We start from the raw sequence: 15,924 nt of genomic DNA, 5'->3' as shown, positions 1-15,924 counted from the left end.
CAGCGCCCGGTCCTGGACCGGGCGGGCGGGGCGGCGTCATGGCACGTCCGGTCGCCGAGGACGTCGCGTGGGAATGCGACGGGGAGTTCCAGGGGAGCCGGCGTGCGCCGGCTCCGGGGCATCGATGTCCGGCTCAGTGGCGGTGCGCTACTGCGCGGCGCCGGGGCGCAGGGCGTCCGGGAGCCGGTTGCCGAAGTAGTCGACGGGGCCCGCGTCGATGCCCGAGGCCTGCGGGCCCATGCTCACGGACACCTCCTCCTCGCAGCGCGGCACCAGGTTCTCGGCCCCGGCCGGGTCGGTGACGGGTACGGTCAGAGCGCGCAGGCACGGGTCGTCGCCGGTTCCGGTCGGCTCACCGTCGACAAGCTCCTGGCCGGAGGCGGTACGCCAGTCGGCAAGGTCGGTGAAGCGCCGGCTTCCCCAGGTCAGCGACCAGGGGCCCATGCTGTGGTAGACGTTGCCCCGCAACTGGTGCGTGCCGGGGAGGTACGACGACTCGGCGTCGATCAGGGGGCCCCCGTCGGTGGCGAGGATGTTGTCGTGGACACTCACGCCGCTCATGCCATCGCGCAGCCGCAGAGCCGGGGGCCGGGTTCCCGCCGCAGCCGCGGAGGCAAGATCCCGCGTCCGCATCACGACGGTGTTGTTGTAGATGTCCAGGTTCTTCATTCGGGAGCCGTAGGCGACGATGCCACCGTACTCGGGGAGCTTCCGCGCGTCGTCCCAGCTCATGTTGAAACGGACGACGTTGTCCCGGTGGGCGCCGGTCGCCTGTCCGGAGTAGACAAGGAACCCCGGCCCGTCGTTGCCGTAGGCGAGGTTGTACTGCATGACCGAGTGGGACACGTTGTTGTCGAGGCCGAAACCCCCGCCGTCCACCCGGGATCCGGTCCGGTTTCGGTAGGAGCGGTTGTTCTCCAGGACCACGCCGGTGGAGTCGTACACCCAGATGCCCTCGGGACCCTCTTCGGCGTCGGCCGCGGAGCGTGCGCCGTTGTCGTGGGCCACCGAGCGCAGCACCTTCGCGTCCCGGACGCTGCCGAGGGCGATGCCGCTGCCGGTGTTGCGCCTGTCACTGCCCGGGTCGCCGGCGTTGGAGGACGCCGTGACCCGCTCGATCCGCAGCCCGGAGTGCGCGTAGACCGGGCTGTCCGCCTCGAACTCCGGTCCGTAGAAGACGAGTCCGGCCTCCAGGTTGTGGTGCACGGAGACATCGCTGATGCGCACGTCGCTGTAGCCCGTGACCGTGTCGCCATCCGCGCCGACGCTGATCCCGTTCTGGAAGCCCCGTGCCTCCACGTTCGCGATCCTGACGTGGGCGAGCCTCCGCTCCCCGGGGCGGGTGGCACGGAAGGCGAGCCCGACCCCTTCGCGCAGCGCCTTGCGGTCGCCGACCAGTGCGATGTTCCTGATCTCCACGCCCGCGGTGTCGTGCACGGTGATGCCGGAGGTGCCGCGGGGCGCGATCGTGGCCCGGCCTGTGCCGTACGAATCGATCACCACCGGCCGCGCCGCGCTGCCCGCCTCGCCCTCCTCCAGGGTGACGGTGCCGCGGAACCGTTCGCCGCCCTTGAGCCGGAGCCTGTCACCGGGCTGGAAGTTCGCGGTGTTCGCGTGGTCCAGGGTCCGCCAGGGCTTCTCCGGCGACATGCCGTCGTTCGCGTCGTCGCCGTCCGGACTGACGTAGAAGGTGAACGGACCGCCGCTCGCGGGGCGGGCGGGCCGGTAGACCCCCGGCACGTCGCACCCCGTGAGCAGCAGGAGCACCACGGCAGCGACTCCCGCCGTGGCCCTCTTCGTCCGGCTCCGCTTCACCGCGTTCACCCGCACCCCCTGGGGGACGTTCCAGCGCCGTATCAGGCATATAAAGCAGCAGACTGCCAGAAAGAGGACATGCGAAACGCCGACAAACGTGCGGCATCCGAGTCACGTGTGGCGCGTCATGTCTTCAGGGCGGTCGCGGCTTCGCCAAGCCGGTTGGGCGGCGGCCATGCCGCCCCTCTTAGGGAGGGGTCGCGACTACGCCGAAACTCCCCGTTCATCCCACTGGTGTCCCACCCCTGACCAGCTCTTCCGGACCCCCTTCAGCAACGAGGAGCTGTCGGAGCTACTGACGACCCTGTCGATGGTGCACCGCCTTAGGTCGTGTCCGGGTTCGGAGCTCCGGGACGGTCCCCGTGCCTGGGGAACTACCTCGGGGCCCGGCGCCGTTCTCCCGGCATGAACTCCGTACGGGAAACCCCCGACGTCCTGCGTTACACCGCCTTCTCCGACGATCCCGAGGGGGGCAATCCCGCTGGAGTCGTTCTCGACGCCACGGGCCTCACCGACGAGGAGATGCAGGCGATCGCCGCCGAAGTCGGCTACAGCGAGAGCGCGTTCCTCACAGCGCCGTTCGAGGGAGCGGGCTCCAGCGCGTCGGACGCCGGGCGCACGTACACCATCCGCTACTTCAGCCCCAAGGCGGAGGTGCCCTTCTGCGGTCACGCCACCGTCGCGACGGCGGTGGCCCTCGCTGAGCGCATCGGCCCCGGCGACCTGGTGTTCACCACGCGTGCCGGGACCGTGCCGGTCACCGTGACGCGGGAGGGCGGGGCGCTGCGGGCCACGCTCACGAGCGTCGAGCCGCACATCGAGGAGGTCGCGGCCGATGACCTGGCAGAGGCACTCGCCGCGCTCGACTGGCCGGTCGGCGACCTCGATCCCGCCCTGCCTCCCCGCATCGCCTTCGCGGGCGCCCGTCATCTGGTCCTCGCCGCCGCGAGCCGAGAGCGCCTGGCCCGCCTGGCGTACGACTTCGCGCGCCTGGAGGCCCTGATGCACCGGCTCGACCTGACGACGCTGCAGTTGGTCTGGCGCGCCTCCGCGGAGGTCTTTCACGTCCGCGGGCCGTTCCCGGTGGGCGGTGTGGTGGAGGACCCGGCGACCGGGGCGGCGGCGGCCGCCCTCGGCGCCTACGCCCGTGAGCTCGGACTCGTGCCCGAGGCGACGGTCCTCACCCTCCACCAAGGGGAGGACATGGGGCGTCCTGGCGTGCTGACGGTGGAACTGCGGGCGGGCGACCGGCGGATCAGGGTCGGCGGCGCAGGGACCCGCATCTCGGCCTGATCCTGGCCCTCATCTGCGGGTACCCGCGGCGTTGGCGGCGAACCCTTCACGACGTGCACGAGTACTCCTGGCACTCGGTGACACCGTCCGTGACCGCCCTGTTTCTGCGAGTCAGTGACGAATCACTCGGTCGCACCTTGGCGAGCCGGCCGGCGGGCTCTGTCACACGCGGAGCCCGCTCGTCACGTCGCTGAGCGAGCCTCTCGCGGATACGCTGGGATTCATGATCGAGTCCGGACGGCCGCGGCTCCGGCGGAGCTACGGCTACGGCAGGCTCGTGCGGCTGTCGCCGGTGATTCTGACTGTCGTGATCGCCGGCCTGGCCTACGCCACTCCGCCGGAGATGGCCTTCAGCCGCCTCCTGCCCGCGGCGCCGGCTCTGGCCGCCGCCATGTGGCCGGTCCTCCCGACTGTCCTCCTCGGGACCGTCTGCCTCCTTCTGATGATCGGCCTCAGCTTCGTCTTCCCCGATCTCGGGACGTGGTGGACCTGCGGGGGAATCATCGCGGTCACCGTGGCCGCCGCATACGGAAGCCATGTCCGGCTTCAACGGGAGCGCACGCTCTTTCAGGTACGGCTCGTCGCCGACGCGGCCCAGCAGGTGGTGCTGCGGCCCCTGCCGCACCGTTTCCGGAACGTCGAGATCGAATCGCTGTACCTCGCGGCCGCCGCGGAAGCCCGCATCGGCGGGGACTTCTACGAGGTGGTCGATACGCCGTACGGAGTACGGCTGCTCATCGGCGACGTGCGGGGCAAAGGCCTGCCGGCGGTGGGGGCGGCCGCGGCGATCGTCAACGCCTTCCGGGAGGCGGCACACGGCGAGGCCTCCATGGCCGACGTCGCCCGCAAGCTCGACGCGAGCTGTGCCCGGCACAACGCCGCCCATCCACCCGAGGCGCCGATGGAACGCTTCGCCACCGCGCTGCTCGTCGAGATCCCGCATCAAGGGAGCCGCATCACCATCGTCAACTGCGGACACCCCCCGCCCTTGATCCACAGCCTCAAGGATGTGCGCACCCTCGAGCCGTCCGTCCCCTCGCCTTTGCTCAGCCTCGCGGAAATGCTCGGCGACCAGTACTTTGCGGACGCCTTCGACTTCGCTCCCGGCGAGCTTCTCCTCCTCTATACGGACGGGATCGCCGAAACCCGCGCCCGGGACGGTGAGTTCTTCCCGTTGACGGCGTGGATGCGCCGACAGCCCCCCACACCTCCCCGCGATCTACTCACGGCGCTGCACCACGACCTCCTCCGTCACAGCAGAGGCAGCCTCGACGATGACATCGCCGCCTTGGCCGTACGCCTGCACACGCCGTGAGCCATGCCCGCGGCGGGCGGCACATGGCCGTCACGGCACGGGCAGGGCCTGTTCCGCCCAGATCGTCTTACCTGTCGGCAGGTAACGCGTACCCCAGTGCTCGGTGAGCTGGGCGACCATGAACAGTCCACGTCCGCCCTCCTCGTCGTTGCCGGCGTAACGGGCATGCGGTGAGGTGTGCTGCGAGTCGGAGACCTCACAGATGAGAGAACGGTCCCGGATCAGGCGCAGACCGATCGGGCCGGAGGCGTGACGGATCGCGTTGGTGACCAGTTCACTGACCACCAGTTCCGTGGTGAACACCAGATCGTCCAGTCCCCACCGCACAAGCTGTTCCGCGGCCATCGAACGTGCGCGTGCGACGAGCGCGGGGTCCGAGGGCAGCTCCCAGGCCGCCACCTGGCGTGCGTCCAGCGCACGGGTGCGCACGACAAGGAGCGCCGCGTCGTCCCGCACGTGGTCCGGCACCAGCTCCGCGACGATCTGGGCGCACAACAGGTCGGGCGACGATCCTCGCTGTTCCCCGAGTACAGCCGCCAGGCGGCCCAACCCCACGTCGATGCCCTGCCCCCGCGCCTCCACGAGGCCGTCGGTGAACAGGACGACCAGGCTTCCTGCGGCGAGCGTCACTTCCGTGCCCTCGTACGGAAGCCGTCCCACGCCCAGAGGAGGGCCCGGTGGCAGACGAAGGAAGCTGACGGGGCCGTGCGGCTGCACCACAGCCGGCGGCGGGTGTCCCGCCGCCGCCCAGGTGCTCGTTCGAGAGGCCGGATCGTAGACCCCGTAGACGCACGTCGCTCCGACGGCGCCGCTGCCGTCCGAGCCATGCACGTACTGGTCCGACGCCTCCTTGCCGACTTGATCGTTCAGCCGGGCCAGGAGTTCGTCAGGCGCGAGGTCCAGCTCGGCCAAGGTGCGCACCATCGCGCGCAAGCGCCCCATCGTGGCAGCGGCTCCCAGCCCGTGGCCGACAACGTCCCCCACGACGAGTCCGACACGTGCGCCGGACAGCGGAATGACGTCGAACCAGTCGCCGCCGGCGCCGAGGTGGCTGTCGGCGGGCAGGTAGCGACTCGCCGCCTCGACCGCGCTCAGCTCGGGCAGCGATCGTGGCAGCAGACTGCGCTGGAGCATGAACGCCGCGGTGCGCTCTCGTCGGTACCGCCGCGCGTTGTCGATGCACACAGCGGTCCGCGACGCCAGCTCCTCTGCCACCGCCCGATCGTCGTCGTCGAAGGGTTCCGATTCCTCGCCCCGCACGAAGGTGACAAGGCCCAAGGGCGTCCCCCGCACGATCAGCGGGACGTACAGCCGTGTGGGCGCGACCGCGGCGTCCGCGGTCGCACGGCCCCCTGCCAGGCTTGCGGCCTGCGACGATCCGGTGGCATACGCGACCGGCTCGCCCACTCGGGAGGGTTCTCCTTCGGAATCGGCCACGCGCACCAGGTCCCATGCCGTGACGGGCTCCGGTTCCCCTCCTTCGAGCACGTCTGCCGCCACGTCGACCAGCACGGCGTCGGCGTACTGCGGCACGACGATCTTGGCGAGCTCCGCTGCCGTTACGGACGGGTCGAGTGTCGCTCCGATCCGTGCACCGGCCTCCGCGAGGAGAGCGAGGCGCTGCTGCGCACGGTAGTGGTCGGTGACGTCGATGGACTGTTCGCACACCCCCACCGGCTCTCCCCGGCCGTCCAGCAGTCGGAAATAGGACGAGGACCAGACGCGCTCACGCCGCGGGTCGGCCGGGGCGCGCCCTCGGAAATGCACGTCGATGACCGGCTCACCGGTCTCGAGGATCTGTTGGACGAAGTCCTCGGGCGGCACCAGATGCTCGGTGGTGAGGACATCGCCGGGAAAGAGTTCGGTCATGGAGCGGCCCAGCGATGCTGTGAGGTCGCCGCCGAGCTCCCGGACACTGGATGCGTTGGCCCACAAGAGGCGCGCGCCGGGGCCGTAGATGGTCAGTGTCACGGGCGACTGGGTCACGAGCCCCTGCAGCATCGCCTGCCGGGTCTCCCACCAGCGAAGTCCCTCCAGCTCGGTGGCCATGAGGACGGCGGTGGGGGCCCGGCCGGTGGAGTCCCCGTCGGAGGCGGGGGCCAGGGGGCGCAGAGCCACTGCCACACGTAGGGGGTGTCCGCTACGGTGGCGCACGTCCACGACGGCACTGCGTTGCCCACCGAACCACAGTCGCTGATCCGGTCGCCGCTCTTCCGGTCTGTCGCGGTCGGCGTGCGGCGTTGCGAGCAGGTCCGCCGCCCGGCGTCCCAGTACCTGCGAAGCGGGATATCCCAGGAGGGCCTCGGCCTCACGACTCCACCCGACGAGCACTCCGTCTGCGGCGATCAGGGCGATGGCGGCCGGGGGCGGACCGAGGTGCCCGCCTTCGTCCGCCCCGGCGGGAGGAGTGAAAGGTAGCCCTTCCATGGTCCTATCATCCTTCCGTGCGGTCGCGGCCGCAGTGCGCTCGGTCCAGTCCGGACGGCCACGACACAGCGCGGGCGGGGCGCGGCCCTGCAGCGCTTTCGCTCTGCGTCAGCTTGTATGTGCGAGCGGTGGAGTGCTCGCCGCTCGCACCTGTCGTCGCGACACCGAAGTTCAGGCTGCCGTCGCCTTTGAGCCCGTCCCGGAACTCGAGGTCGACATCTCCGCTCCCCGTGACGACTGTTGCCCGGCTCGACGCCGATCCGCGGCGGCACCGTGTCAGCCCTGCTGCGCATCGGAAAATGTCTTGCAGCACAAGTGAGCTTCAGACGGCACACTCGGCGGGCCGGGAAGCGAGGAAGTACCCCTCTTGGAAAGAGGGGAATACACGACAAGTCGGCGACGTGGACAGCGAGATACAACGTCACCGCGTCCCTTGCGTATAACACCAACGAGAAGCCAATTAGTCCTAAAAAGGACGATATTAGGTTGCGGTAAATTCCCTCCCCGTCACCAACAGGTGATCGACAAGGGGAGGAACGAACAGGATGAGACGACGGACGTCCGCTCTGCGGGAGCGGCATCCGCTGCCGTCGCCCGGCCGGATGAGGCGCATAGCCCTGGCCACGGCGCTGGTGATGACCTTCGGGCTGATGGAGGGGATGGCGACCGCGGCGATACCGGACCGGGTGCCCGCCGAGAAGCCGCAGGACGTCAAGGGTCCGGCCGAGGCGGAGGACGCCGCGTCGGCATTGCTGATGGCGCGGCTGCAGGACCGGCGGATCGAGGTCACCGGGGAGCGCACCGAGTCCACGACGAGCTGGGCCAACCCGGACGGCTCGATGTCGCTGGACTCCTACACCGGTCCCGTCCGCTTCAAGGACGATGACGCCAGCTGGCGCACGGTCGACCCCAGCCTGGTCGAGGCACCGGGCGGCGGGGTCCGCGCGGCGGCCCACCCGCTGAATCTGGCACTGTCGGGAGAGTCGTCGGCCGCGGAGGTCGCGCGGGTCAAGGCATCGGGCGGTGCACCGGGCGCGAAGAAGACGCCGGCCGTCCCCCTGGTCTCGCTCGACAGCGGCGAGGGTCACGCGATGACCCTGTCGTGGCGCGGCGCCCTGCCCGATCCGACGGTGCACGGCACCGAGGCCCGCTACCCGGGGGTGACGACCGGCACCGACATGGTGATCGAGTCGACCCGCACCGGTTTCGAGCAGTTCCTGGAGCTGAAGGACCGTAGCGCCGTCGACGCCACCGGCTCGGTGACACTGTCGCTCAAGGCCAAGGGGCTGACGGTCAGGTCCAACACCGACCGCTCGGTGACGTTCCTGGACAAGACCACCGGCAAGGAAGCGGGCGTCCTGCCCGCGCCGGTGATGTGGGACGCGACGGTCGACCCGAACACGGGCGAGCACGAGAACCGGGCCGACGTCGGTCTGAAGGTCACGCAGAACGGTGATGCGGTCGACCTCACGCTCACCCCGGACGCGGCCTTCCTCGCCGACCCCGCGACGAAGTTCCCGGTCACGGTCGATCCGGCCGTGAACATCGGGGCGAGCTTCGACGCCTTCGTCCAGCAGGGGTTCACGTCCGACCAGTCGGCCGCAACCGAGCTCAAGCTCGGCAACAACGGCGAGGGCCAGGTCGCCCGTTCGTTCCTGGCCTTCCCGATGGCGAAGATCACCGGCAAGGTCGTCAAGTCGTCGAGCCTGAACCTGTGGAACTTCCACTCCTGGTCGTGCAGCGCGCGCAGCTGGGAGGTCTGGGACACCAGTTCCGCCTCCAGCGCCACGCGCTGGACCACCCAGCCGAACTGGAACCGGAAGTGGTCCACCTCCACGGCCACCAAGGGCTACTCGTCCTCGTGCGCCGACGGCTGGGTGAGCACGGACATCACCACACTGGCCACCACCTGGGCGGGGAACGGCAACGGGACGAACACGCTCGGCATCCGGGCCACGGACGAGACCGACGAGTTCGCCTGGAAGAAGTTCAACTCCGGTAACGCGGCCTCGAACACGCCGTACATCTCGGTCACGTACAACACCAAGCCGGGCGCGGCCACTCCGCTGTCCCCGCTGACCGGTACGGCGACGAACGACACGACGCCGACCCTGTCGGCCAAGGCCGTCGACGCCGACGGCAACACCGTCCGGCTGACGTTCGACGTCTGGAAGTCCGACGGAACCGCGGCACTGCAGTCCGGCACCTCGGTGTACGTCGCGTCCGGCGCCACCGCGACCTGGACCCCCGGTACGGCCCTGGCGCAGGGCTCGTACAAGTGGCGGGCGGCGGTCTACGACGGTCAGGACTGGAACGGCACCTGGTCGGCCTGGCAGACCTTCACGGTCGACACCACCAAGCCCGGTGCGCCGTTCGTCTCATCGACGGACTACCCGCAGGACAACCTGTGGCACGGCGGCGGAGGGGTGGCGGGCACGTTCACCTTCACCGCGGCCTCCGGCACGACGGACCTGGCCGGCTACGTCTACTCGCTGGACGGCGCCGCGGCCGTGACCGTCACCGCGACCGGTACGGCGACGGTGACGGTGACCCCGGCCGCCGACGGCCACCGCACGCTGCGCGTCCAGGCGAAGGACAAGGCGGGCAACCTCTCGACGGCCGTCGTGTACGACTTCCTGGTCGGCCAGGGCGCGATGGTGCAGCCTGCCGAGGGCGCGGTCAGCGCGCGGCGCGTACAGATCGCGGTCGACGCCCAGCCGAAGTACACCCGCGTCACGTACCAGTGGCGGCGCGGCCCCGGTGCCTCGGTCTACGACGTTCCGCTCGCGAACCTGACCAAGCAGGACAACACCCCGATCACCGCCCCGAAGACTCCGCTCACGGAGATCGGCGCGTACGCGAACTGGTCGGTCCTGGAGACCCTCGGCCAGGTCGGCGGTGTCGTCCAGGTCCGCGCGACGTTGTACACCAACAGCGACACGGACCCCGCGTACATCAGCGAGTGGCGTGGCTTCACCGTCGACCCGAACGCCGACGGCGCCGCCTCCGACGAGGTCGGCCCCGGCTCGGTGAACCTGCTGACCGGCGACTACTCGGTGAACGTGACGGACGTCGACGAGTTCGGCCTGTCCTCGACCCGTACGGCCTCCTCCCGGGGCACGAACCGCGGCTGGATGCCCCAGGGCCAGCGCCTGACCGCCAACCAGCAGGACGTCTCCACGGACCTGACCGGCTTCTCGGCGACCACGGCGACGCTCACCCGGGACACCACGTTCGGCCAGGACGGCTCCACCGACTCGCTGAAGGTCGTCCCCACCACCAACACCAGCGGCGACTCCTTCGCCATGGTCGGCGGCGACCAGAACGCCCTGCAGCTGGGCATGAAGCCGGGCAGGACCTACCGGTTCTCCGCCTGGGCCTACGCGCCCTCGGCGACCGGCCTGTCCCCGCAGCACGCGCGCGGCCTGCGCCTGTACGCGGGCTTCTCCACTCCCGGAGGCTTCGTCGAGCCGACCTCCCGGAAGGTGCCGTACACCGACGCGTGGGCCGAGCTGACGCTCGACTTCACCGTTCCGAAGGACGCCACCACGGCCTTCCTGCGGCTGTACAACGGCTTCCCGGCCAACTCGGGCAAGGCCGTGTACTTCGACCACCTGTCCCTGCGCGAGCTGGTCGCCCCGTTCGGTCCGGAATGGGCCGGCGGCGCGGCGGGCGGCGTGACGGACAACGAGCTGCACGCGCTGACCTTCCCCGGCAAGGACGTCGCGGTCATCACCGGCTACGACGACTCCACCATCACCTTTGCCAAGAGCTCGGACGGCACGTTCAGCCCCGAGCCCGGAGCAGAGGGGCTGATCCTCGCCGCGTCCGGCGCCGACTACGTCCTGACCGACGACGACGGCACGGTCACCCGCTTCAAGAAGCAGACCGGCTCGGACGTCCACGTCGTGGACTCCGTCTCCGGTACGGACGAGGCGTCGACCAGCCGGTACGTGTACGACACGACCGACGGACGCACCCTCGTCAAGCGCGTCATCGGCGAGGCAGAGCCTGGCGTGGACGACACCGGCCAGTGCACGGGGGCCGTCCCCGCGCGCGGCTGCGAGGTGCTGGAGTACGTCTACGCCACGGCCACCACCGCCACGGCCACCACGCCCGGTGACGTCGCCGACCGGGTGAAGGCCGTGCGGGTCTGGTCGTGGGACCCGGCCGCGAACGCTGTGAACGCCGTCGACGTGGCCGCCTACCGCTATGACGACCAGGGCCGCCTCGTCGAGGCGTGGGACCCGCGCAAGGGTTCGGCCGCGGACACGTCGGTCCTCAAGACGGTCTACTCGTACGACGCCGGGAACCGTCTGGCGAAGATCGACACCGCGGGCGAGCTGCCCTGGATGTTCGACTACGGCAAGGCCGGGGCCGACCAGGACCCGGGCCGTCTGCTCCAGGTCCGTCGTCCGGCGCTGCAGCCGGGCAGCAAGGACGTCGTCGAGGGCGAGACCGCCTCGAAGGTGGTCTACGAGGTCCCGCTGACCCGGGCGGCCGGTGGTCCGTACGACCTCGACGGCGCGAGTGCCGCGAAGTGGGGTCAGGCGGACGTGCCGACGGACGCGACCGCCGTCTTCGACGTCGAGTCCACCCCGGCCGTGAACACGGCCACCGCCACCGTCCCCGGCAAGGACGGCTACCAGCAGGCGGTCGTCCGCTACCTGAACGCCTCGGCGCAGGAGGTGAACACCGCCACCTGGTCGCCGACCGGGGCGGGTGACGTCGACACGGCCGAGTACGACCGCTTCGGCAACACCGTCCGCACCCTCGACGCAACCGGCCGCCTCCTGGCGCTCGGTCTCGGCGAGAACGTGGACGAGAAGGTCGTCGAGCTGGGGCTGCCCGACGAGTCCGCGGCCCGTGCCGCGCTGCTCGACTCCCGCAGCGTCTACAGCCGTGACGGTCAGGACCTCCTGGAGGAGACCGGTCCGGTCTTCCGTGCCCTGCTGGACGAGGCGGTGCCGGCGCAGGTCGACCCGCCGATGCCCGCACTCGCCGCCGCAGCCTCGGTGGTCGTGCGCGAGCACACCGTCCACAAGTACGACGAGGGCAAGCCGGACGGCGCGGCCTACCACCTGGAGACCACCACCCTCGACGGCGCCCGCATCGAGGGCTACACGAACGACGTCGAGGTCCGGGTCACCAAGACCGGCTACGACACCCCGATCGGCGGCACCTCCGGCTGGACCCTGCGCACCGAGACCTCGGTGACCACGGACGCCGTGACCGGCGGCGCGAACCTGACCGCCACCGTCAAGTACGACGCGGCGGGCCGCGCGGTCGAATCCCGCAGGCCGGGATCGAACGGCGCCGACACCGGCACGGTGAAGACCGTGTTCTACACGGCCGGCGCCAACCCCGACGACGCCGCGTGCGGCAACCGTCCGGAGTGGGCGGGCAACCCCTGTGTCACGCTGCCCGGCGGCAAGGTCACCGGTGCGGACACCACCCGCATGCCCGACACCCTGCCGGTCAAGCGGATCACCCGCTACTCCCGCTTCGGTGACGTCGAGGAGACGTCCGAGACCAACGCGGGCAAGACCCGTGTGTCGACCACCGTCTACGACGCGGCCGACCGGATCTCCTCGACGGGGATCACCGGCGACCTCGGCCAGGACCTTCCCGAGGTCACCACCGAGTACGACCCGGTGACCGGCAACGCGGTCAGGACCATGGCCGGCGGCAAGACCATCAGCCGGACCTTCGACGCGCTCGACCGTCTGCTGTCGTACACGGATGCCGACGGCGGCACGACCACGACCGAGTTCGACAGGTTCGGCAAGCCGGTCAAGGTCAGCGACAACACCGGATCCACCACCTACACCTACGACCGCACCCAGGAACCGCGCGGCATGGTCACCTCCGTGACCGACTCCGTCGCGGGAACCTTCACCGCGAGGTACGGCCCCGACGGCCAGCTCACCGAGCAGACCTACCCCGGCGGTTACGTCCGCAAGGACAGCTTCAACGCAAGCGGCGCGGCCACCGGCCGTACGTACAGCCGTGTCTCCGACGGCGAGGTCGTCTACGGCCAGCACCTGGACATGACGGCCCAGGGCGCCGTCGCCGCGGACACCAACTCCACCGACAGCAAGGAGTACGCCTACGACCGGCTCGGCCGCCTGGTCAAGGCCGCCCAGACCACCGTCGCCGGCTGCACCACCCGCGCCTACGCCTTCGACGAGGCCGGGCGCAGCATCGCCGGCCGCATGAACCGCACCTCCAAGACGGTGTACGACGCCGCCGAGGACGGCTCGTGCACCAGCGCCGGTGGCACGGTCACCACCAGCGCGTACGACAGCGCCGACCGGCTGCTGACCGCCGGCTACACGTACGACGCCTTCGGCCGCACCACCGCCACCGGCACCGGCTCCGTCAACACGTACTGGGACAACGACCTCGTCGCCTCCCAGACCACGGGCGACAAGCGCCAGTCCTGGTCCCTCGACCCGGCCCACCGCTTCACCTCCTTCACCACGGAGGCCAAGCAGGCGGACGGCACCTGGGCCAACGCGACCAGCAAGCTCAACCACTACGGAGACGACTCCGACGAGCCCCGCTGGATCATCGAGGACACCACCCAGGGCACCCTGACCCGCAACGTCTCCGGCCCGGACGGCGACCTGACCGCCACCACCTCCGCCACCGGCGACGTGGAGCTCCAGTTCGCCAACCTCCACGGCGACGTGGCCGTCACCCTCGACACCGCGACGACCGCGCCGAAGGTCTTCACCTTCGACGAGTTCGGCGTCCCGGCCGAGGGCCAGGCCGCCCAGCGATACGGCTGGCTCGGCGCCAAGCAGCGGTCCTCCGAGGCGCTCGACGACGTCATCCTCATGGGAGCCCGCCTCTACGCACCCGCGCTCGGCCGGTTCCTCCAGGTCGACCCGGAGCCCGGAGGCAACGCCAACCCGTACGACTACTGTGCGGGCGACCCCGTCAACTGCACCGACCTCGACGGGAACTGGGGCTTCAGCTTCAAGAAGATGTTCAAGGCGGTCGCCCGCGTAGCGGAAGTCGCCTCGTACATCCCCGGCCCCATCGGCAACATCGCCTCCGCCGTCGGCGCCCTCTCCTACGCCGCCACCGGCAACTGGCGCAAGGCAGCCGAGATGAGCGTCGGCATCGCCTTCGGCTCCGCCGGCCGCCTCGCCGTCAGAGGCTTCAAGGCGGCGCGTGCCCTCCGCAAGGCCGGCCGCGTCAAGCGCATGGCCTCACGGGCGAAGAGGGTCTTCAGGCGCTCCCGGTGCAACTCCTTCGCGCCGGACACACCCGTGCTGATGGCCGACGGAAGCTACCTGCCGATCGGTGACGTCCGGACGGGGGACCTGGTGGCGGCGATGGACCCGGCGACGGGTCTGACCACCGCCCAGCCCGTCCTGGAGGTCTACACCGGCTCGGGCACCAAGCACATGGTGGCGATCGACACGGACCTCGACCCGGCGACCCCGCCGCTCATGGCGACCGCGGACCACCCGATGTGGGTCGAGGGCAAGGGCTGGACCAAGGCCGTCGACCTCGTGCCCGGCGACGCGCTGCGGTCGGCGGACGACGCGGCCCACGCGGTGCGCGCCGTCCGCAACCTCGGCGAGCTCGCGGACCAGCTGGTCTTCAACCTCAACGTCGGAAACGTCCACACGTACCTCGTTTTCGACGGAACCGCGGACACGCTCGTCCACAACGCCAGTTGCCACCTCAACCGGCACGCCAGGAAGGCTCCCCGTAAACGGGGCGTCTATGTCATCAAGTACAACAACGGCTCTTACTACGTCGGCAAGTCGAAGAACATGCACCGGCGCATGCACCAGCACGACAAGAAGGGCAAGCTCAACAATGTGCAGTCGATTCGCTATCACGAGCGGAGCAAGGGAAGCCTCCGCAGGCTCGAACAGGGCTTGTACAATCGCTACAAGTGCTATGGCGGCGCGACGCTGACCAACAAGATCCGACCGTCCAGGAAGTACGCTCACTGCTGACGGAGAGGGGGGTGGGGACGCAACGTCCCCACCCCCCCTTTTTTCTTTTCCCGGAGGAGTACGCATGAAGATCGCCCGACGGCGCGACGGGTGGTCCGAGATGTTCGTGACCGAGGAACCGTGGGATCCCGCATATACCGAGCGGTTCGAGGACGGTACGTGTGACGGGCTGGTCATCGGAGCGCCCGCACGCCGGAAAACCGGTCCCGCCGTCGACCTCGCCTTCCTGACCGACCTTGCCGGACTGCGCAGTCTCCGCGTCCTGAGCGGTGTCCCGGACCTCTCCCCCGTGACGCGATGCCCGGGACTCGTACGGCTGCGGCTGCCCGCGTCCGCCACCCAGGAGCTGGATCTGTCCGGGCTGCCGGAGCTCCGGGAGCTGGAGGCCCCGTGGCCGGTCGTGGCCCGGTCCCTTTCTCTGTCGGCGTCCCTCGACGACCTCGTCCTGTCGGAGTGGAAGGGAGCATCCCTTTCCGCGCTCGGGCCCAAGCCGGCCCTGCGGAAGCTCCGGCTCGAAGCGAGCCGGAAGCACGTCACCGACATGGAAGGTGCCGCGCTCTTCCCTGCCCTGCGTGAACTCCGCCTCTACGACGGCCGGATCGCCCGTTCCGAGCTGCTGGCCGGGGCCGCGGCGCTGGAGGACGTGTCCCTGCTCTCCGCGAAGACCGACGCGATCGCTTTCGTCTCCGGTCTCGCCCTCCTGCAACGCCTTGAGCTGGAGAACAGCGGTGACATCGCCTCGCTCGCCCCTGTCGCGGACCATCCGGCACTCCGCGAGGTGATCGTCTCCGGTTCGACCCGGGTGGTCGACGGAGACCTCTCACCCCTGCTCGACAACGCTCGACTGACCTTCGTCGCGCTCGAACGCGGCCATGCCCACTACAACCACGCACCGCGCGAGGTCCGCAAGGGCTGACAGGCTTCGCCGACCGGCCGGCGGAGCTGCTCTCCGGGCTCGATCGCGGTCCGCTCCCGTCGACGTGGAGCCGACACCGGTCGCGGCGTGTGTGCGCCATGACACCGGTGTCACCGCCCTCGGTGCGCATCGCACCCGGGAGGCGTCCGCCGGGCCTACAGCGCAGTACGTGCCCG

6 protein-coding genes are annotated in these 15,924 nt (G+C 70.1%); 4 read left to right on the top strand and 2 right to left on the bottom strand.

The genetic code is table 11. The features are described 5' to 3' along the window. Positions 1-147: 147 nt before the first annotated feature. Positions 148-1,770 carry a right-handed parallel beta-helix repeat-containing protein gene (locus tag ACFC0G_RS30800; RefSeq protein WP_376409396.1) on the bottom strand — a complete coding sequence of 541 codons (1,623 nt, stop codon included), beginning with the start codon at positions 1,768-1,770 and terminating at the stop codon, positions 148-150. A 450-nt stretch (positions 1,771-2,220) separates the two neighbouring features. Here ACFC0G_RS30800 and ACFC0G_RS30795 point away from each other — a divergent pair, with 450 nt between their 5' ends. Both ACFC0G_RS30795 and ACFC0G_RS30790 read left to right on the top strand, forming a co-directional pair. Then, the gene (locus tag ACFC0G_RS30795) at positions 2,221-3,108 is read left to right on the top strand and encodes a PhzF family phenazine biosynthesis protein (protein WP_376409393.1); all 888 of its coding nucleotides are present in this window, start codon (positions 2,221-2,223) and stop codon (positions 3,106-3,108) included. A gap of 223 nt (positions 3,109-3,331) precedes the next feature. Then, complete coding sequence (locus ACFC0G_RS30790; RefSeq protein ID WP_376409390.1) at positions 3,332-4,423, top strand: PP2C family protein-serine/threonine phosphatase; 1,092 nt, start codon at positions 3,332-3,334, stop codon at positions 4,421-4,423. Between the two features lie 30 nt (positions 4,424-4,453). On the opposite strand, the gene ACFC0G_RS30785 is transcribed toward ACFC0G_RS30790, so the two are convergent. Then, a complete protein-coding gene (locus tag ACFC0G_RS30785) occupies positions 4,454-6,850 on the bottom strand; it encodes a SpoIIE family protein phosphatase (RefSeq protein ID WP_376409387.1) in 2,397 nt (798 codons plus the stop codon). A 545-nt stretch (positions 6,851-7,395) separates the two neighbouring features. On the opposite strand from ACFC0G_RS30785, the gene ACFC0G_RS30780 reads away from it, so the two are divergent. Together ACFC0G_RS30780 and ACFC0G_RS30775 are read left to right on the top strand one after the other, a co-directional pair. Then, the gene (locus ACFC0G_RS30780) at positions 7,396-14,832 is read left to right on the top strand and encodes a DNRLRE domain-containing protein (protein WP_376409384.1); all 7,437 of its coding nucleotides are present in this window, start codon (positions 7,396-7,398) and stop codon (positions 14,830-14,832) included. 64 nt (positions 14,833-14,896) lie between these two features. After that, positions 14,897-15,748 (top strand): hypothetical protein, encoded by an 852-nt coding sequence (locus ACFC0G_RS30775; protein WP_376409381.1) that lies wholly within the window; start codon positions 14,897-14,899, stop codon positions 15,746-15,748. The last annotated feature ends 176 nt before the right edge of the window (positions 15,749-15,924 follow it).

This window comes from Streptomyces sp. NPDC056169 (assembly GCF_042268445.1).
Taxonomy (GTDB): Bacteria; Actinomycetota; Actinomycetes; order Streptomycetales; family Streptomycetaceae; genus Streptomyces.
Note: the sequence above shows the minus strand (reverse complement) of the source record. Positions and strands in the feature narration are given on the sequence as shown.

Excerpts from the sequence above, each read along its gene's own strand:
- ACFC0G_RS30795 (WP_376409393.1), top strand. The coding sequence starts at position 2,221 with ATGAACTCCGTACGGGAAACCCCCGACGTCCTGCGTTACACCGCCTTC.
- ACFC0G_RS30790 (WP_376409390.1), top strand. The coding sequence starts at position 3,332 with ATGATCGAGTCCGGACGGCCGCGGCTCCGGCGGAGCTACGGCTACGGC.
- ACFC0G_RS30785 (WP_376409387.1), bottom strand. The coding sequence starts at position 6,850 with ATGGAAGGGCTACCTTTCACTCCTCCCGCCGGGGCGGACGAAGGCGGG.
- ACFC0G_RS30780 (WP_376409384.1), top strand. The coding sequence starts at position 7,396 with ATGAGACGACGGACGTCCGCTCTGCGGGAGCGGCATCCGCTGCCGTCG.
- ACFC0G_RS30775 (WP_376409381.1), top strand. The coding sequence starts at position 14,897 with ATGAAGATCGCCCGACGGCGCGACGGGTGGTCCGAGATGTTCGTGACC.